The sequence below is a fragment of the Streptomyces sp. NBC_00885 genome, from assembly GCF_045207475.1.
In the GTDB taxonomy this organism is placed as follows: Bacteria; Actinomycetota; Actinomycetes; order Streptomycetales; family Streptomycetaceae; genus Streptomyces.
This window is the reverse complement of the sequence record NZ_CP108796.1, coordinates 3,299,913-3,318,609: the sequence shown is the minus strand read 5'-3', so window position 1 is coordinate 3,318,609 and position 18,697 is coordinate 3,299,913. Positions and strand designations below refer to the sequence as shown.

The 18,697-nt window shown below is 69.6% G+C and carries 16 protein-coding genes; 9 read left to right on the top strand and 7 right to left on the bottom strand.

Annotated features, from left to right (window positions below; genetic code table 11):
- Positions 1-134: 134 nt before the first annotated feature.
- A complete protein-coding gene (gene groES, locus OHA61_RS14660) occupies positions 135-443 on the top strand; it encodes a co-chaperone GroES (RefSeq protein ID WP_266486653.1) in 309 nt (102 codons plus the stop codon).
- 94 nt (positions 444-537) lie between these two features.
- Positions 538-2,166, top strand: coding sequence for a chaperonin GroEL (groL, locus tag OHA61_RS14655; protein WP_361906844.1), 1,629 nt, complete (start codon positions 538-540; stop codon positions 2,164-2,166).
- Positions 2,167-2,277: 111 nt separating this feature from the next.
- On the opposite strand, the gene OHA61_RS14650 is transcribed toward groL, so the two are convergent.
- From OHA61_RS14650 to OHA61_RS14635, 4 genes are all read right to left on the bottom strand, one after another.
- Positions 2,278-2,973, bottom strand: coding sequence for an ester cyclase (locus OHA61_RS14650; RefSeq protein WP_406303421.1), 696 nt, complete (start codon positions 2,971-2,973; stop codon positions 2,278-2,280).
- A gap of 68 nt (positions 2,974-3,041) precedes the next feature.
- Positions 3,042-4,064: a hydroxyacid dehydrogenase gene (locus OHA61_RS14645; RefSeq protein WP_406307364.1), complete on the bottom strand. Its 1,023-nt coding sequence runs from the start codon at positions 4,062-4,064 to the stop codon at positions 3,042-3,044.
- Between the two features lie 287 nt (positions 4,065-4,351).
- On the bottom strand, positions 4,352-5,125 hold the full coding sequence (locus OHA61_RS14640) for an SDR family NAD(P)-dependent oxidoreductase (RefSeq protein WP_406303420.1): 774 nt from the start codon (positions 5,123-5,125) through the stop codon (positions 4,352-4,354).
- Positions 5,126-5,199: 74 nt separating this feature from the next.
- Positions 5,200-5,868, bottom strand: coding sequence for an MOSC domain-containing protein (locus OHA61_RS14635; protein ID WP_406303419.1), 669 nt, complete (start codon positions 5,866-5,868; stop codon positions 5,200-5,202).
- 79 nt (positions 5,869-5,947) lie between these two features.
- On the opposite strand from OHA61_RS14635, the gene OHA61_RS14630 reads away from it, so the two are divergent.
- Positions 5,948-6,838, top strand: coding sequence for a LysR family transcriptional regulator (locus OHA61_RS14630; RefSeq protein WP_406303418.1), 891 nt, complete (start codon positions 5,948-5,950; stop codon positions 6,836-6,838).
- 74 nt (positions 6,839-6,912) lie between these two features.
- Here OHA61_RS14630 and OHA61_RS14625 read toward each other — a convergent pair whose 3' ends face one another.
- Positions 6,913-7,236, bottom strand: a complete 324-nt coding sequence (locus OHA61_RS14625; RefSeq protein WP_324983294.1) for a WhiB family transcriptional regulator — start codon at positions 7,234-7,236, stop codon at positions 6,913-6,915.
- A 466-nt stretch (positions 7,237-7,702) separates the two neighbouring features.
- On the opposite strand from OHA61_RS14625, the gene OHA61_RS14620 reads away from it, so the two are divergent.
- From OHA61_RS14620 to OHA61_RS14605, 4 genes are all read left to right on the top strand, one after another.
- Positions 7,703-8,314, top strand: coding sequence for a response regulator transcription factor (locus OHA61_RS14620; protein ID WP_003948568.1), 612 nt, complete (start codon positions 7,703-7,705; stop codon positions 8,312-8,314).
- 253 nt (positions 8,315-8,567) lie between these two features.
- Positions 8,568-9,143 carry a sigma-70 family RNA polymerase sigma factor gene (locus OHA61_RS14615; RefSeq protein ID WP_266486661.1) on the top strand — a complete coding sequence of 192 codons (576 nt, stop codon included), beginning with the start codon at positions 8,568-8,570 and terminating at the stop codon, positions 9,141-9,143.
- 140 nt (positions 9,144-9,283) lie between these two features.
- Positions 9,284-10,783 (top strand): IMP dehydrogenase, encoded by a 1,500-nt coding sequence (gene guaB, locus OHA61_RS14610; protein WP_361906834.1) that lies wholly within the window; start codon positions 9,284-9,286, stop codon positions 10,781-10,783.
- Between the two features lie 103 nt (positions 10,784-10,886).
- Positions 10,887-12,011, top strand: a complete 1,125-nt coding sequence (locus OHA61_RS14605) for a GuaB3 family IMP dehydrogenase-related protein (RefSeq protein WP_324983301.1) — start codon at positions 10,887-10,889, stop codon at positions 12,009-12,011.
- 89 nt (positions 12,012-12,100) lie between these two features.
- Here OHA61_RS14605 and OHA61_RS14600 read toward each other — a convergent pair whose 3' ends face one another.
- On the bottom strand, positions 12,101-12,592 hold the full coding sequence (locus OHA61_RS14600; protein ID WP_406303417.1) for a hypothetical protein: 492 nt from the start codon (positions 12,590-12,592) through the stop codon (positions 12,101-12,103).
- A gap of 125 nt (positions 12,593-12,717) precedes the next feature.
- A complete protein-coding gene (locus OHA61_RS14595) occupies positions 12,718-13,959 on the bottom strand; it encodes a nucleotide sugar dehydrogenase (RefSeq protein ID WP_406303416.1) in 1,242 nt (413 codons plus the stop codon).
- Positions 13,960-14,189: 230 nt separating this feature from the next.
- On the opposite strand from OHA61_RS14595, the gene OHA61_RS14590 reads away from it, so the two are divergent.
- Together OHA61_RS14590 and OHA61_RS14585 are read left to right on the top strand one after the other, a co-directional pair.
- The gene (locus OHA61_RS14590; RefSeq protein ID WP_406303415.1) at positions 14,190-15,896 is read left to right on the top strand and encodes a glycerol-3-phosphate dehydrogenase/oxidase; all 1,707 of its coding nucleotides are present in this window, start codon (positions 14,190-14,192) and stop codon (positions 15,894-15,896) included.
- A 360-nt stretch (positions 15,897-16,256) separates the two neighbouring features.
- Positions 16,257-18,593 (top strand): protein kinase domain-containing protein, encoded by a 2,337-nt coding sequence (locus tag OHA61_RS14585; protein ID WP_406303414.1) that lies wholly within the window; start codon positions 16,257-16,259, stop codon positions 18,591-18,593.
- Positions 18,594-18,697 lie beyond the last annotated feature (104 nt).

The following is an 18,697-nucleotide window of genomic DNA, read 5'->3' as shown; positions in this document are numbered from 1 at the left end:
GTCTCGGGTCTGGCACTCCCCACTGGAGAGTGCCAACGCAGCGACGGGCAGGTCCGGCACCCGCGACGACGGATCCACCTGGTCGCCACCCAGACAGTTAACCCCGTGAGATCTCCGAAGGGGGAGGTCGGATCGTGACGACCGCCAGCTCCAAGGTTGCCATCAAGCCGCTCGAGGACCGCATTGTGGTCCAGCCGCTCGACGCCGAGCAGACCACGGCCTCTGGCCTGGTCATCCCGGACACCGCGAAGGAGAAGCCCCAGGAGGGCGTCGTCCTTGCCGTGGGCCCGGGCCGCTTCGAGAACGGCGAGCGTCTTCCGCTCGACGTCAAGACCGGCGACGTCGTGCTGTACAGCAAGTACGGCGGCACCGAGGTGAAGTACAACGGCGAGGAGTACCTCGTCCTCTCGGCTCGCGACGTGCTCGCGATCGTCGAGAAGTAATTCACCCACGTTTTTGATCTGCGCCCCTGGTTCCCGCACTGATGTAGCCGGGTGCCCAGGGGCGCAGTTCGTTTGAGAGGACAGAGAAGCTCCCATGGCGAAGATCCTGAAGTTCGACGAGGACGCCCGTCGCGCCCTCGAGCGCGGCGTCAACAAGCTTGCCGACACGGTCAAGGTGACGATCGGCCCCCGTGGCCGCAACGTCGTCATCGACAAGAAGTTCGGCGCCCCCACCATCACCAACGACGGTGTCACGATCGCCCGCGAGGTCGAGATCGAGGACCCGTACGAGAACCTCGGTGCCCAGCTGGTGAAGGAGGTGGCGACCAAGACCAACGACATCGCGGGTGACGGCACCACCACCGCCACCGTGCTGGCCCAGGCGCTGGTCCGCGAGGGCCTGCGCAATGTCGCCGCCGGCGCCTCCCCGGCCGCCCTGAAGAAGGGCATCGACGCCGCGGTCAAGGCCGTCTGCGACGAGCTGCTCGCGACCGCCCGCCCGATCGAGGACAAGGCCGACATCGCCGCTGTCGCCGCGCTCTCGGCGCAGGACCAGCAGGTCGGCGAGCTCATCGCCGAGGCCATGGACAAGGTCGGCAAGGACGGTGTCATCACCGTCGAGGAGTCCAACACCTTCGGTCTGGAGCTCGACTTCACCGAGGGCATGGCCTTCGACAAGGGTTACCTGTCCCCGTACATGGTGACCGACCAGGAGCGTATGGAGGCCGTCCTCGACGACCCGTACATCCTGATCAACCAGGGCAAGATCTCCTCCATCCAGGACCTGCTGCCCCTCCTCGAGAAGGTCATCCAGGCCGGTGGCTCCAAGCCGCTCCTGATCATCGCCGAGGACGTCGAGGGCGAGGCCCTGTCGACCCTGGTCGTGAACAAGATCCGTGGCACCTTCAACGCCGTGGCCGTCAAGGCTCCCGGCTTCGGTGACCGCCGCAAGGCGATGCTGCAGGACATGGCCACCCTCACCGGTGCCACCGTCATCGCCGAGGAGGTCGGCCTCAAGCTCGACCAGGCCGGTCTGGACGTGCTGGGCAGCGCCCGCCGCGTGACGATCTCCAAGGACGACACCACCATCGTCGACGGTGGCGGCAACCACGAGGACGTCGTCGGCCGCATCAACCAGATCAAGGCCGAGATCGAGTCCACGGACTCCGACTGGGACCGCGAGAAGCTCCAGGAGCGCCTCGCGAAGCTGGCCGGCGGCGTGTGCGTGATCAAGGTCGGCGCCGCCACCGAGGTGGAGCTGAAGGAGAAGAAGCACCGTCTGGAGGACGCTATCTCCGCGACCCGCGCCGCGGTCGAGGAGGGCATCGTCTCCGGTGGTGGCTCCGCGCTCGTCCACGCCGCCAAGGTGCTCGAGGGCGGCCTGGGCAAGGAGGGCGACGAGGCCACCGGTGTCGCGGTCGTCCGCCGCGCCGTCGTCGAGCCGCTGCGCTGGATCGCCGAGAACGCCGGTCTCGAGGGCTACGTCATCACCGCCAAGGTGGCGGAGCTGGAGGCCGGCCAGGGCTTCAACGCCGCGACCGGCGAGTACGGCGACCTGGTGAAGGCCGGCGTCATCGACCCGGTCAAGGTCACGCGCTCCGCTCTGGAGAACGCCGCGTCCATCGCCTCGCTGCTGCTCACGACCGAGACCCTGGTCGTCGAGAAGCCGGCCGAGGAGGAGTCCGACGCAGGTCACGGGCACGGCCACGGCCACAGCCACTGACGTGTGACGTCGTACGAGGTGTGAAGGCCCCGGTTCCCGCCACTGGCGGGAACCGGGGCCTTCCCCGTTCCGGTCTGCGTCGTACCGGTGTCCGGCCGAGCGTGTACCGCCTCAGCCGATGGCGCCGAGCTGGCGCATCAGGCCCATGAGGTCCTCGTGCCACCAGCCTTCCTGGATCTTGTCGTTCTTGAACCGGAAGATCGTGGTGCCGGTCATCGTGCACTGCCTGCCCGTGGGCGCGATCCCCATGAATTCGCCCTTGTGGGTGCCGGTCCAGGTCCACAGGGTCACCACGTCGTCGCCCTCGCAGATCTGCCGGTCGAGATCGAAGGTGAAGTCGAAGGCGGCCCGCCACTGGCTGACATCGCGGCGGATTCCGTCGGACCCGACCACGGTTTCCTCTTCCTTGGCGACGTCGTGGTCGGCGTAGTCGGCCGCGAACAGTTCGTCGATGGCGTCGAGGTTGCCGCCGACGGCTACCTCGTGGAAGAACCGGCGGGAAGTTGCCTGGTTCAACTGCTCGTCGCGGACCACATCGAGGTCCGTGAAGGTGGGCATGCCGTCGCAGAGCGCCACCATCTCCTGGAAGATCCGGTCGGTCTCCGGAAGCTTGGAGTTCGCCATTGCCTCTTCGTACGAAGGAAATTCGACGATCTCGACGAGGTGGGAGCCATCGGTGCGGTCCTTGCCGATGAGGTTGTGCGTCGCGGTCCGCTTGCCCTTGGTCTGTTCGACCCACTTGTCCATGAGCCGGTCCATCTCGTCGAACCGCTCGGTCTTGCAGTCGATTATCTGTACGAATTTCATCGCGTCTCCCGGTTCCACGGGTTGGGTGGGATACGTCCAGTTTAGTGAGATTCAGGGATAGTGCCGGTTCAGGCGGAGTGATTCAGGGTCCCCGGATGCACCGGGTCCGCGAAGGGCAGTCCGGCCGCGAACCGCTCCAGTTCGTCGAGGGCCCGGTCCGTCAAACGGTGGAGTTCATTGCCCAGTGAGCCCGCGATGTGCGGGGTCAGCAGGACGTTCGGCAGGGTGTACAACGGCGAGTCGGCGGGCGGCACTTCGGGGTCGGTGACGTCGAGTACGGCATGCAGTCGGCCCGACACCAGCTCCGCGAGCAGCGCCTGCTCGTCGATCAGCGAGCCGCGCGCGGTGTTGATCAGGGTCGCCCCGTCCGGCAGCAGCGCGAGGCGGCGCGCGTCGAGCAGGTGGTGGGTGGCCGGGAGCTGCGGGGCGTGGATGGTGACGATGTCGCTGCGGCCGCAGAGCTCGTCGAGGCCGGTGGGGACGACGCCCAGTGCGGCCGCATCGGCGGCGGTGACATACGGGTCGTGGAGCAGGACCTGCAGATCGAAGGGGCGCAGGAGCTCGAGGACGCGACGGCCGATCCTGGATGCTCCGACGATACCCACCGTGCGGCGGTAGTTGCCCGCGCTGTCGAGTTCACGCCGCCAGTCGTAGCCGGCGCGCAGTTCCTCGTAGCGCTGCGCCGAGCGCAGGACGTACTTGCCGGCGAGGAGGATCGCGGCGAGCGTGTACTCGGCGACGGGCAGGGCGTTGGCGGCGGCGGCGGAGGTGACCGCGATGCCGCGCTCCCAGCAGGCGTCGGTGATGTGGTGCTTGACGGAGCCCGCCGCGTGCACGACCGCGCGCAGACGCGGTGCCCGCTCGAGGACTTTGGGAGTCAGCGGGGTGGCGCCCCAGCAGGTGAACAGGACATCCGCCTCGGCGAGGGCGGCGGCGACGGCGGGTGTGGGGGCGGCGAGGTCGTGGGCGATCAGCCGCGGATCGCTGCGGGCGAGCGTGGTGAGGCGGTCGCGATGGCGGTCGGCGAACAGGCGCTCGGCGATGCCGGGGCCCATGGCGAGGAGGACGGCGGGGCGCTGCGCGGAGCGCATCGTGCGGCGTTCCGTGGCGCGTTCGGCGGGGACGGGGCGTTCGGCACCGGGGTCGTTCGCCGGGCGATGGTCGGTGGCGTGGTCCATGGTGGAACTCGAGCTCCTCGTAAGCCGCTTGAGGTCACTGGGCGAACGACGAGGCCGACCTGGGCGGACGGCCGTATCACCGGCGAGAAGGAGCACACGGCTCCCTTTGGCCGCGACTCCCGGGGCCGCCGTCCGCATCCGCCGCGTCCCCATCCGCCGCATCCGCCGGCCGGACGGCAGCCGCCAGCCACGCCGGGCCCCTACTGCGGACCGTACTTGCGGCCTGTCCTGGACGTGACCCCGCCGATCAGCCCGCGCGGCGCCAGTTTCACCACACCCATCAGCGCCTTGTAGCGAGGGTCCGGAATCGACAGCGACTTGCCGCGTGCCAGATCCCCCAGCGCGGCCGCCACCAGCTTGTCCGCGTCGAGCCACATCCAGCGGGGGATGTTGTCGGTGCCCATTCCGGCGCGCTCATGGAATTCGGTGCGTACGAAACCGGGGCAGAGCACCATCAGCCGCACCCCCGACCCCGCCAGATCCCGCGCGGCACCCTGCGTGAACTGCACGACCCACGCCTTCGACGCGCCATAGGTCCCGCGCGGCACGAACGCGGCCACCGATGCCACATTCACCACGCCGCCCCGCCCGCGCTCCCGCATCGCCCCGGTCGCCGCCGCCGTGAGCCGCAGCACCGCCTCGCAGTGCACCTTCAGCATCGTCAACTCATCGGCCATGGACACTTCCAGAAAGCGCCCCTTGTTCCCGAACCCGGCGTTGTTGACCAGCAGATCCACCGGATCCGTACGGTGGGCCAGCCGCTTCTCGACCGCCGCGATGCCCTCGTCCTGCGACAGGTCGGCGGTCAGCACCTCCGCCTCGATGCCGTGCCGGTCATGCAGTTCGGTGGCCTGCTCCTGCAGCCGCGCGGTGTCGCGGGCCACCAGCACCAGGTTGTGTCCCTCGGCCGCGAGCCGCCGCGCGAACGCGGCGCCGATCCCCGCGGTCGCTCCCGTAATCAGTGCAGTCGTCATAGGCGGCACGTTAGTGCCCCGTGTTCGGGCGTGGCGTACGCGTCCACCGTGCCCGCCGCGCTCGGAGACCGGCGCTACGCGCTCTGCTTGGCGACGTACTCCCGTGCGGCCCTGAGCAGTTCGGGGTGGAGCGCGTCGCCCGCCGCGAGCACCTCGGGCAGCAGGGTCCGCTCGGTGGTCTCGGCCCGGAACGCCATGTGGACCGTCACCTCGTGGTCCGGCCGGTGCACGATCTCGATCGGGTCGCCCGCGCGGATCTCGCCGGGCTCGACGACGCGCAGATACGCTCCGGGCGCGCCCTGCTGCGTGAAGCGCTTGACCCAGCCCTTCTCGCCCAGCCAGCTCGCGAACGTACGACACGGAATGCGGGCGCTCGTCACTTCGAGCACCAGCTCGCCGCCGATCCGCCAGCGCTCGCCGATCTTCGCCCCGCTCACGTCGAGCCCGCTCGTGGTGAGGTTCTCGCCGAACGCGCCGTTGCCGAGAGGCCGCCCCAACTCCCGCTCCCAGACGTCGAGATCCTCACGCGCGAACGCGTACACCGCCTGGTCGGTGCCGCCGTGGTGGCGCAGATCGCAGACCGCGTCCCCCGCGACACCGCCGGCCCCCTCGCCCTTGGGGCCGGGGTCGCTCACCCGCACGGCTCCCGCCACCGGCTGTTTGTCGATGCCGGTCGCGCCGCCCGGTGTGTCGGTGTACTCGACGATCTTCGGCCGGCCCACATTCACGGTCAGAAGCTTCATGGACAACACGCTAACCCCCACTCCCAAAGGAACCAATCGAAAAGAAGGCTCCCCTCCAAGCCTCGCTTATATTCGGAGGATGATCGAAGCCCGTCATCTGAGAGTTCTGCGCGCAGTGGCCGCCACCGGCTCGTTCTCCGCGGCCGCGCGCCGGCTGGGCTGCACCCAGCCGGCCGTCAGCCAGCAGATGAGGGCACTCGAAGCATCCGCGGGCACCCCGCTGCTGGTCCGTACGGGTCGTGAGACGCGGCTGACCCAGGCGGGTGAAGTTCTCGTACGCCACGCCTCCGGCATCCTTGCCGGGCTGACCGCCGCCGAGGAGGAGATCGCCGCCATCGCCGGCCTGCGGGCGGGCCGGGTGCGGCTCGTGTCGTTCCCCAGCGGCAGTTCCACGCTCGTACCGACCGCGCTCGCCGCGCTGCGCGCGGCCCATCCGGGCACCCGGGTCTCGCTCGTCGAGGCGGAGCCGCCGCGTTCGGTGGAGATGCTGCGCGAGGGCGACTGCGATGTGGCGCTCGCCTTCCGGTACGGCGCTGCGGCCGCGGAATGGGACGACCTGGTCGTCCGGCCCCTGCTCGTCGACCGCCTCGTCGGCCTTGTCCCCGAGGGGCACCGGCTGGCCGGCGCCGATGCCGTGGCCATCGCCGATCTCGCCGACGAGTCCTGGATCGCGGGCTGTCCGCGCTGTCGCCGCCAGCTCGTCGAGGTCTGCGAGGAGGCCGGCTTCACGCCCCGGATCGACTTCGCCACCGACGACCATCCGGCCGTGATCGGCCTGGTCGCCGCAGGTCTCGGCGTGGCGGTGCTGCCCGGACTCGCGATGGAGTCCGTACGGCTGAAGGGTGCACGGACGGTCACCGTGGAGCCGTCCGTCCAGCGCGAGATCGTCGCGCTCACACTGCCGGACCTGGCCCAGGTCCCGGCGGTCGCCGCCACGCTCGATCAGCTCGCCCTGGCCGCACTGCGCTGACCGGACCACCCCCGCCGGAGAGCCGGACGGGGGTGGTGCAGGAACGTTTCTTCGAACTTCTCCCGGCGCGGGCGTCAGCTCCGCGCCGGCCCGCTCACGCTGGTCGCCGGGATCAGGCGATGTCGCGCACGCCCCATCAGCTCCTCCCGCTCGTCCTCCGTCAGTCCACCCCACACGCCGTACGGCTCCCGCACCGCCAGCGCGTGCGCCGCGCACTCCGCTCGTACCGGGCACCTCATGCAGACCTCTTTCGCCGAGTTCTCGCGCGCACTTCGTGCGGCTCCCCGCTCGCCCTCGGGGTGGAAGAAGAGCGAACTGTCCACCCCGCGGCAGGCTGCGAGGAGCTGCCAGTCCCACAAATCGGCGTTGGGTCCGGGAAGGCGGGAGAAATCTGCCATAGCGCATGTCCCCTTGAAACCGTGCTGAGTGGATACAGGTCAGGTAGCGCACGAGCGGGATGCGGGCAGGATCCGGAGCGGGATCCGAGCCGTATCCGGCACCCGTCCGGCACCCGCGTGTGCCTCACGACCGTACATCTCCTGTGTAAGTAGATGTAAATATGACTCATTGCGAATCTAGCTACAGACACCACAAAAAGGGAAGAAAAGCAGCTAAATGGGGCATAGCTTCCAGGCGAAACGCTCCATCACCTGCAGTGCTCTCCTCCGCGCACGGCCCCTCACATAGAGTGCTGAAGGCGGGAGTCCGACCCGTAACTCTTTCGAGTGACCGTCGTTGAGAGTGCGGAGGCGGTTGAAAGAACAAGCGCTAGGGCACATGTCCGAGAGCGTTCAACCGCACAGGTGACGAAACGTACCCAGCCTGGAGGCTCAAGGTGACGCGCATCAGCTGCGGAGGGCGGCCATGACATCCGTCCTCGTCTGCGACGACTCCCCGCTTGCCCGAGAGGCGCTCCGCCGGGCGGTTGCGACCGTACCCGGCGTCGAGCGCGTGACGACCGCAGCCAACGGCGAGGAAGTGCTCCGCCGCTGGGGCGCCGACCGCTCGGACCTGATTCTGATGGACGTACGCATGCCCGGACTCGGCGGTGTCGAGACCGTCCGCCGGCTGCTGTCCGCGGACCCGGGCGCCCGGATCATCATGCTCACCGTCGCCGAGGACCTGGACGGTGTCGCGCTCGCGGTCGCCGCCGGTGCCCGCGGCTATCTGCACAAGGACGCATCGCGGGCCGAACTGCGGGCCACGGTCACCCAGGCGCTCGCCGACCCGACCTGGCGGCTCGCCCCGCGGCGGCTGCGTTCGGCCGAAATGGGCGCGGCACCCACCCTCACCGCGCGTGAGATCCAGGTGCTCGAAGGTATGAGCCACGGCCGGTCGAACGCCGAGATCGGCCGGGAGCTCTTCCTCTCCGAGGACACCGTGAAGACCCACGCAAGGCGGCTTTTCAAGAAGCTCGGCGCCTCGGACCGGGCGCACGCCGTCGCGCTCGGATTCCGCTGGGGCCTGGTCCGCTAGGCGGACGGGTGGGCTGTCGCGGGGGCACGATGAACCCCGCCCGCCGCCGGGTGGGCGGGGCGACGGATGACCGCGGGCATCCGTTTCCCTCGCGATGCCGCATCCTTGAGGGGTGGAGTTCCTCGGGGACGAGTCGGTCGAGCGGGAGGGGAGGGCGCAGGAGATGAGTTCCGGCGCACCTGCTCATAACGCTTCGGTGCACAACATTGGACGCAGTGCCACGGATGCTCAGCCGCCAAGGCACCATGGACCGATGCGCGACGACGAGACCACGGTGATCGGTGCACTCGTTCACCGTGCCGTCGATGGCGACGAGCAGGCCACGCACGATCTTCTTGCGTGCGTCCATCCGCTCGCACTTCGCTATTGCCGCACCCGGCTCAGCCGGCTGCCCGGCGATGCGCGTCATTTCGTGGAGGACCTCGCACAGGAGGTCTGCGTCGCGGTTCTGATGGCGCTGCCGCGCTACAAGGACACCGGAAGGCCCTTCGAGGCCTTCGTCTTCGCCATCGCGTCGCACAAGGTCGCCGATCTGCAGCGGGCCGCCATGCGGCATCCGGGATCGACGGCGGTGCCCTCCGACGAGATGCCCGAGCGGCCCGACGACTCCCTCGGCCCCGAGGAGCGCGCGCTGCTCAGCGACGACGCCGAATGGGCCAAGAGGCTCCTCGCCAACCTTCCGGAGAACCAGCGCGAGCTGCTGGTGCTGCGGGTCGCGGTCGGGCTGACCGCCGAGGAGACCGGGCAGATGCTGGGCATGTCACCCGGCGCGGTACGGGTCGCGCAGCACCGCGCTCTCAGCCGGTTGCGCGCCCTGGCCGAACAGTGAGCCGAGCGGTGAGTCGTACGGCATCTCGCGCACGTATGAACACACAAAGCTGTTCGACGATCTTGATCGTGGAATGAGACGGCTTCCGGGCCCGTTAGCATGGACATCCGCACCGATCAAGGCCATTTGGGGAAGGTGTCATGACCAACGTCGACGGAGTGCCCGATAAATTCGCGACACTCGGGCTGACCTACGACGATGTGCTGCTGTTGCCGGGTGCTTCGGAAGTACTTCCGAACGCGGTCGACACCTCGTCCCGTGTCTCCAGGAACGTCCGGGTGAACATCCCGCTGCTCTCCGCGGCGATGGACAAAGTCACCGAATCGCGGATGGCGATCGCCATGGCGCGCCAGGGCGGCGTGGGCGTGCTGCACCGCAATCTGTCCATCGAGGATCAGGTGAACCAGGTCGACCTGGTCAAGCGTTCCGAGTCCGGAATGGTCACCGACCCGATCACGGTGCACCCCGACGCCACGCTCGCCGAGGCCGACGCCCTGTGCGCCAAGTTCCGTATCAGCGGCGTGCCGGTCACCGACGCCGCGGGCAAGCTGCTCGGCATCGTCACCAACCGCGACATGGCTTTCGAGACCGTCCGTACGCGCCAGGTGCGCGAGGTCATGACCCCGATGCCGCTGGTCACCGGCAAGGTCGGCATCTCCGGCGTGGACGCCATGGAGCTGCTGCGCCGCCACAAGATCGAGAAGCTTCCGCTGGTCGACGACGCGGGCATCCTCAAGGGCCTGATCACGGTCAAGGACTTCGTCAAGGCCGAGCAGTACCCCCATGCGGCGAAGGACTCCGAGGGCCGTCTGCTCGTCGGCGCGGCGGTGGGTGCCAGCCCGGAGGCCCTGGAGAGGGCCCAGGCGCTGGCCGGGGCGGGCGCCGACTTCCTCATCGTCGACACCTCGCACGGGCACAACAGCAACGCCCTCAACTGGATGGCGAAGATCAAGTCGAGCGTGGGCGTCGACATCATCGGCGGCAATGTGGCGACCCGTGACGGTGCCCAGGCCCTGATCGACGCCGGTGTGGACGGCGTCAAGGTCGGTGTCGGCCCGGGCTCCATCTGTACGACCCGAGTGGTCGCCGGTATCGGTGTCCCGCAGGTCACGGCGATCTACGAGGCGGCGCTGGCCGCGCGGGCGGCGGGCGTTCCGGTCATCGGTGACGGCGGCCTGCAGTACTCCGGCGACATCGGCAAGGCGCTTGCCGCCGGCGCCGACACGGTCATGCTGGGCAGTCTCCTCGCGGGCTGCGAGGAGTCCCCGGGCGAACTGCTCTTCATCAACGGCAAGCAGTTCAAGTCCTACCGCGGCATGGGCTCGCTCGGCGCCATGCAGTCGCGCGGCCAGGGCCGCTCGTACTCCAAGGACCGCTACTTCCAGGCCGAGGTGGCCTCCGACGACAAGCTCGTCCCCGAGGGCATCGAGGGCCAGGTGCCCTACCGCGGACCGCTGTCGGCGGTGCTCCACCAGCTGGTCGGCGGTCTGCGCCAGACCATGGGCTACGTCGGGGCGGCCGCCGTCGACGAGATGGAGCGCAAGGGCCGCTTCGTGCGGATCACTTCGGCGGGGCTCAAGGAGAGCCACCCGCACGACATCCAGATGACGGTCGAGGCGCCGAACTACAGCAGGAAGTAGTCCACGCGTGATCAGGGGCGGTCCCGGGGATTCCCGGGACCGCCCCTGACGTGTGCGTCGGGGATACTGGTAGGCGCAGACGTAGAGGGAGAGGCCACACATCGTGACTGAGATCGAGATCGGGCGCGGCAAGCGCGGCCGCCGGGCGTACGCGTTCGATGACATCGCCGTCGTACCGAGCCGGCGCACCCGGGACCCGAAGGAGGTCTCGATCGCCTGGCAGATCGACGCCTACCGCTTCGAGCTGCCCTTCCTGGCCGCTCCGATGGACTCGGTGGTCTCCCCGCAGACCGCGATCCGCATCGGTGAGCTGGGCGGTCTGGGCGTACTGAACCTCGAAGGCCTGTGGACCCGCTACGAGGACCCGCAGCCGCTGCTCGACGAGATCTCCGAGCTGGACGAGGCCGCCGCGACCCGTCGTCTGCAGGAGATCTACGCCGCCCCGATCAAGGAGGAGCTGATCGGGCAGCGGATCAAGGAGGTGCGCGACTCGGGTGTGGTGACCGCCGCCGCGCTCTCGCCGCAGCGCACCGCTCAGTTCTCCAAGGCCGTTGTCGACGCCGGTGTGGACATCTTCGTCATCCGCGGTACGACGGTCTCGGCCGAGCACGTCTCGGGCGCGGCCGAGCCGCTGAACCTGAAGCAGTTCATCTACGAGCTCGACGTACCGGTCATCGTGGGCGGCTGTGCCACGTACACGGCCGCGCTGCATCTGATGCGTACGGGCGCCGCGGGCGTCCTGGTCGGCTTCGGCGGCGGCGCCGCGCACACCACGCGCAATGTCCTGGGTATCCAGGTCCCGATGGCGACAGCGGTGGCCGATGTGGCCGCGGCACGCCGGGACTACATGGACGAGTCCGGCGGCCGGTATGTGCATGTCATCGCGGACGGCGGCGTGGGCTGGTCCGGCGACCTGCCGAAGGCGATCGCGTGCGGCGCGGACGCCGTGATGATCGGCTCCCCGCTCGCCCGCGCGACGGACGCGCCGGGCCGCGGGCACCACTGGGGCATGGAGGCGGTCCACGAGGACGTGCCGCGCGGCAAGCTGGTGGACCTGGGCATCGTGGGCACGACCGAGGAGGTCCTCACCGGTCCTTCGCACAGCCCCGACGGTTCGATGAACTTCTTCGGCGCGCTGCGCCGTGCGATGGCGACGACGGGCTACAGCGAGCTCAAGGAGTTCCAGCGCGTCGAGGTGACGGTGGCCGACTCGCAGCACCGCCGCTGAATCCGCCGCGTACGAAAGGGGCCCCGCACCGGGTGGTGCGGGGCCCCTCTCCGTTTGTCCGGATCAGCCGTCGGCCTCAGCCGTCGGCCTCAGCCGTTGGCCTTCTTGGCGCCACCGAAAGCGGCGACGGCGCCGATGGCGAGGAAGACATACGTCATGCCGTCCGCCGACTTGCTCCACGCGTCGGTCAGCAGATCGAACCTGTCGATGAATACGTCCAGGAAGGCGGCGTCCGTCAGCTTGGCGACGACGACAGCGCCCCCGATCAACTGACCCAAGTACACGGCGGGGAGCGCGAGCAGCGCGCTGACGACGGGCAGCGCCGGGTTGCGGCCGCCGGCCTTGGCGGCGGCGAAGCCGATGAGGAAGCCGACGCCGATGGCCGCGTAGCCGATCTCGCGCTCGATGGCGCCGCTGAGAGCGCCGTACGCACCCGCGCCGACCAGTGCGGCGACGACGGCGACGACGATGCCGACGCCGACGTTGTCACGGACGGGCGCGGGAGGCGGAGTTGGGGCGTACGGGGCGGCGTCGCCGCCGGCGAACGGGTTGCCGGACGACGGTGGAACAGGCTGGCTCATCTGGAATTTCCCCCCAGGGACGAAGGCCTCGCACGAGTGTGCGGGCGGAGATCCCGGAGACTAGCAGTCCGGTAGGACAGTGCGGCACTGCGTTATCGAGCTGTTGGAATGCCGCTGTTGGGGGCTCAGAGGCGGTGCGCGGCCCCGGCCGGGGTGGCTCCCCTTGTGTCCAGGAGGAGTTGGGCCTTGACGGCCAGGCCCTGCAGGTCGTACGTGCGGTGGTGCTGGAGCAGCACCGTCAGATCCGCGCTGGCGGCAGCCTCGTAGAGCGAGTCCGCGCGGGGGACGGGGAGTTCGCGGACCCGCCAGTCGGGGACGTACGGGTCGTGATAGCTGACGGCCGCGCCCAGGTCCATCAGACGGCGGGCGATCTCGGTGGCCGGGGAGGCTTCCAGGTCGGGGAGGTCCGGCTTGTAGGTGATACCGAGGAGCAGCACGCGCGCGCCGCGGGCCGATTTGCCGTGTTCGTTGAGGAGCGTGGCGCAGCGCTGGATGACGTACTGCGGCATGCGGGTGTTGATTTCCTGGGCGAGGCCGACCATCCGCAGGGGGTGGCCCGAACCGCGGCCGGAGGGTGGGACGAGGCCCGGGTCCAGGGGGACGCCGTGGCCGCCGACGCCCGGGCCCGGGCGGAAGGCCTGGAAGCCGAAGGGCTTGGTCTCGGCGCAGCGGATGACGTCCCAGAGGTCCACGCCCAGGTCGTGGCAGAGCACGGCCATCTCGTTGACCAGGGCGATGTTGACGTGACGGAAGTTCGTTTCGAGGACCTTGACGGTCTCGGCCTCGCGCGGCCCGCGCGCGCGGACGACCTTGTCGGTGAGGCGTCCGTAGAAGGCGGCGGCCGATTCGGTGCATGCGGGGGTGAGGCCGCCGATGACCTTGGGGGTGTTGGCGTAGCCGTGGGTGCGGCTGCCCGGGTCCACCCGGCTCGGGGAGTACGCGAGATGGAAGTCGCGGCCGGCGCGCAGCCCGGAGCCCTCTTCGAGGATCGGGCGGAGGAACGTCTCCGTGGTGCCGGGCTGGACCGCCGATTCGAGCAGCACGGTGGTGTGCGGGCGCAGCCGCGCGGCGAGTGCCCGGGCGGACTCGGCGAGGGCGGTGAGATCGAGCGCCCCGTCGGCTCCGGGAGGGGTGGGGGCACAGATGACGGCGGTGCGTACGCGTCCGAGTTCGGCCGGGTCCGTGACGGTCCGGAAGCCACCGGCGAACATGCGGCGGATGTCGGCCGGAGTGCATCCCGCCGCCGGTTCGGGCAGCCGGCGTGGGTCGGTGTCGTAGCCGATGGTCTCGATGCCGACGGCTACGGCGGCCTGGGCGAGGGGCAGGCCGAGCTGACCGAGTCCGATGACGGCGAGATCTGCGGGCATGGCGTGGGCCGTCCTTCCCTTTAAGCCGCGGAGACATTGAGCGCAAGCCCTGTGGGCAGAACGGGCAGGCGCAATGTCACACTAGGCGTAAATATGACCGATATGCCGCATTGTGTGCTCGTGGCTGTCCGAGTGTTATCCACAGGCGGTGGCTGAAGTCGTCGACTGCGGACAGAATCGACGTTGTGAGCCCGATCGCAGGGGCCGTACGGGGGCGACGGGAGGCAGCAGTGAGGACAGCGACACTGGGACCGGTGGAGCGTGCCGAGGCGCTCGCCAAGATGGCCGAGCGTGAACTGGACATGCTGGTGGTCGGCGCGGGCGTGGTCGGAGCAGGGACCGCGCTGGATGCCGCGACGAGAGGACTCTCCACCGGTCTGGTCGAGGCGCGGGACTGGGCGTCGGGCACATCGAGCAGGTCGAGCAAGCTGATCCACGGGGGGCTGCGCTATCTGGAGATGCTGGACTTCGCGCTCGTCCGGGAGGCGCTCAAGGAGCGCGGGCTGCTGCTGGAGCGGCTGGCGCCGCATCTGGTGAAGCCGGTGCCGTTCCTCTATCCGCTCCAGCACAAGGGCTGGGAGCGGCTGTACGCCGGATCGGGTGTCGCGCTGTACGACGCGATGTCGGTGTCGTCGGGTCATGGGCGCGGACTGCCCGTCCACCGTCATCTGTCGCGGCGGCAGGCGCTGCGGGTAGCGCCCTGTCTGAAGAAGGACGCCCTGGTCGGGGCGCTGCAGTACTACGACGCACAGATGGACGACGCCCGCTATGTGGCGACGTTGGTACGCACGGCCGCGAGCTATGGGGCCCATGTCGCCAGCCGGGCGCGGGTGATCGGCTTTCTGAGGGAGGGTGAGCGGGTCGTCGGAGCGCGGGTGCAGGACGTCGAGTCCGGCGGGGAGTACGAGATCCGGGCCAAGCAGGTCGTGAATGCGACCGGAGTGTGGACGGACGACACCCAGGCGCTGATCGGGGAGCGCGGGCAGTTCCATGTGCGGGCTTCCAAGGGCATTCATCTGGTGGTGCCCAAGGACCGGATCCACTCGACGACCGGGCTGATCCTGCGGACCGAGAAGTCCGTGCTGTTCGTCATCCCCTGGGGACGGCACTGGATCGTGGGGACCACGGACACCGACTGGGATCTCGACAAGGCCCATCCGGCCGCGTCCAGCGCGGACATCGACTATCTCCTCGAGCACGTCAACTCCGTGCTGGCGGTGCCTCTGACGCGCGATGACGTCCAGGGGGTGTACGCGGGGCTGCGGCCGTTGCTCGCGGGGGAGTCAGACGCGACCAGCAAGCTGTCGCGCGAGCACACGGTGGCGCATCCGGTGCCCGGCCTTGTGGTTGTGGCGGGCGGCAAGTACACGACGTACCGGGTGATGGCGAAGGACGCGGTGGACGAGGCGGTGCACGCGCTCGACCAGCGGGTGGCTGCGTGCGTCACGGAGAACGTCCCGCTCGTCGGGGCCGAGGGCTATGGCGCGCTGTGGAACGCGCGGGCGAGGACGGCGGCGCGGACAGGGCTTCATGTGGTCCGCGTGGAGCATCTGTTGAACCGGTACGGCTCGCTCATCGAGGAACTGCTGACGCTGATCGCCGACGACCCGAAGCTCGGGGAGCCGCTGGGGGGCGCGGAGGACTATCTGCGGGCCGAGGTCGTCTATGCCGCATCGCACGAAGGGGCGCGGCACCTCGATGACGTGCTGACGCGGCGGACCAGGATCTCGATCGAGACCTTCGACCGGGGGACGCGTTGTGCGCGCGAGTGCGCGGAGCTGATGGCACCGGTGCTGGGCTGGGACAAGGGGCACATCGAGAAGGAGATCGAGCACTACGAGAAGCGGGTGGAGGCGGAGCGCGAGTCGCAGCGGCAGCCGGACGACCTGACGGCGGACGCGGCGCGGCTGGGGGCACCGGACATCGTGCCGATCTGATCCCGTTTGCCCGCGCCCGTCCGTGCGGGCTGCCCGCGGGCTTTCTGCCGGAACCCTGTTTTCGGCCCCCGACCCGTTGGAAATCCGCCATCCGGAGGGTCGGTTCGGGGTGGCGAGTGTGGCTGGAGGGGTGCGTTCCGCTTGGCTGGGCAGGGCCCCGACCAGCCAAGCGGTGAGCTTCACGGCGAGTAATGGCATGGTGGGTGCTCCCCTGCTTCTGGACCTGTCCCGGCGGACTGCGGACCCGGGAGAAGCGCCGGTCCCGGAGTGAGGGACAATGGGGGCTCTGCCAGGGCGGGTTACCGCATCGCGCGGGAAGCGGCAGGCGCGGGCGAAGATCAGGGATCGCAGAGGGGACGCATGTCGGAGGCGGAGCAGGCGCGGGAGCCCCAGCGGGACACGGCCGAGGAGCCCAAGCGGGATTCCGGGCAGGATTCCGGGACGGAGCTCAAGCCGGAGTCCCAGGACACCGAGCCGGAGTCCCAGGATCCCGAGAAGAAGCTCGACACGGAGCCGGAGTCCAAGGCGGTGCCCGCATCGGCTGCCGAACCGGCGTCCGGTGCCGAGCCGGAGAAGGCGGCGAAGGCCGAGAAGCCTGTGACGCCTTCCGGGCGGGTCGCCTCTGGGCAGGACTCAGAGCCGGGGTCCGGCTCGGGCCGCGGTGACGGGGCCGTGTCCGGGGCCGGTGCGTCAAAGGCGTCCCGGGCGACGTCCCCCAAGGAGACCGAGCCCAAGGCATCTGAGCCCAAGGCGCCCGAGTCCGCGGCGCCTGAGCCAACGTCCCCCAAGCCCACGACCTCTGAGCCCAAGGCGCCCGAGTCGGCGGCAACCGCGCCCGTCAAGGCGGCTGCCGCCGGGCGGAGTTCCGGGCGGGAGGCCCAGGGGCGGCTGCTCTCCGGGCGGTACCGGCTGGGCGGCGTCCTCGGGCGCGGCGGGATGGGCACCGTATGGCGGGCCGTCGACGAGACCCTCGGCCGTACCGTCGCCGTGAAGGAACTGCGCTTCCCCAGCAGCATCGACGAGGAAGAGAAGCGCCGCCTCATCACCCGCACCATGCGCGAGGCCAAGGCGATCGCCCGGATCCGCAACAACAGCGCGGTGACGGTCTACGACGTCGTCGACGAGGACGACCGCCCGTGGATCGTCATGGAGCTCGTCGAGGGCAAGTCCCTGGCCGAAGCCGTGCGCGAGGACGGCACGCTGACGCCCCGGCGGGCCGCCGAGGTCGGACTCGCGATCCTCGACGTACTGCGTTCCGCGCACCGCGAGGGCATCCTGCACCGCGATGTGAAGCCGTCCAATGTGCTGATCGCCGAGGACGGGCGCGTTGTGCTCACCGACTTCGGTATCGCGCAGGTCGAGGGCGACCCGTCGATCACGTCGACCGGCATGCTCGTCGGCGCGCCTTCCTACATCTCGCCGGAGCGTGCCCGCGGTCACAAGCCCGGGCCGGCCGCCGACCTGTGGTCGCTGGGCGGGCTGTTGTACGCGAGCGTCGAGGGCTGCCCGCCGTACGACAAGGGCTCCGCGATCGCGACGCTGACCGCCGTGATGACCGAGCCGCTGGACCCGCCGAAGAACGCGGGCCCGCTGGAGGAGGTCATCTACGGTCTGCTCGCCAAGGACCCGGATCAGCGTCTCGACGACGCGGGCGCACGGGCGTTGCTCACCAGGGTGCTGCACGCCCCCGAGGTGCCGGAGCCGCCCGCCGAGCCCGAGCCGTCGCCGGAGGCCACCCGCGTCGTCGCGCTGCCGCCGCTTCCCCCGCCTCCGCCGGAGGCCAGGCAGAAGGACCCGGCGGCCGACCGGGTGCGCGGTGCGCTGCGTTCCGTGCGCAACGCCGCCGCGGCCGCCAAGCCGGAACCGAAGCCGCAGCCCGCGCCACAGGCTCCTGCCGCCCGGCCCGCGCCGGTGCGAGCGCCGCTCACCGATGTGGTGCCCCGCCGCACCCTGATGGTCATCGCGGCCGTCGTCGCGCTCGCCGTGCTGGCGACCGTGCTCTATCTGACGCTCGGCGGTGGCGACAAGGGCAGCAAGAACAAGTCGGGCAAGGACAAGTCCACTTCGGCCGGAGTGACCGGCGGCAAGGGCACGGACGCGGGTGGTACCGCGGACGGGGGCAAGGGCAAGGACGCCGCCAAGGACGACCCCCAGGACGGCACCGGGACCGGGGACAGCCAGGGCGGGCAGCCGTCCGGCGGGCCCAAGACCGATGCCCCCGCGGGCCGGGACGGAATCCCGGCAGGGTACGTGATGGTCTCGAACGAGCGGTTCCACTTCACCATGGCGATGCCCAAGGGCTTCAGGATGACCGCCATCGCGGGCGAGAACTCCGGCGGGATATTCAACCTGCAGAAGGATGGCTTCCCGCGCGTTCAGGTCGACTTCAACGGCAGCCCCACGGACGACGCCGCCGCTGCCTGGGAGGGATTGAGGCTGGTGACCGCCGCCAGCAGCGACGGCTATAAGCACCTCGGGATCAAGCCGGTCCAGTACAAGGGCTATCCGACCGTCGCCGACTGGCAGTTCGAGCGCAATCAGGTCGGCCAGCGGGTACGAGTCCTCAACAGGGGCTTCAAGGTGGATGCCGAGCACGGCTACTCGATCATGATCACGTGCAAGGCGAGCGAGTGGCACAGCACGCAGTGCGAGACCTTGCGCAAGACGGCGTTCGCCACATTCAAGCCCAAGGACTGAGTCAGGACACGTATCGTGAGAGCTCGCGGACGGTACGCAGCCGCAAGGGGTCGTAAGTAGCCGTCAAACGACCGGAATTGACGGTTTGGTACGACCCTGGGGGC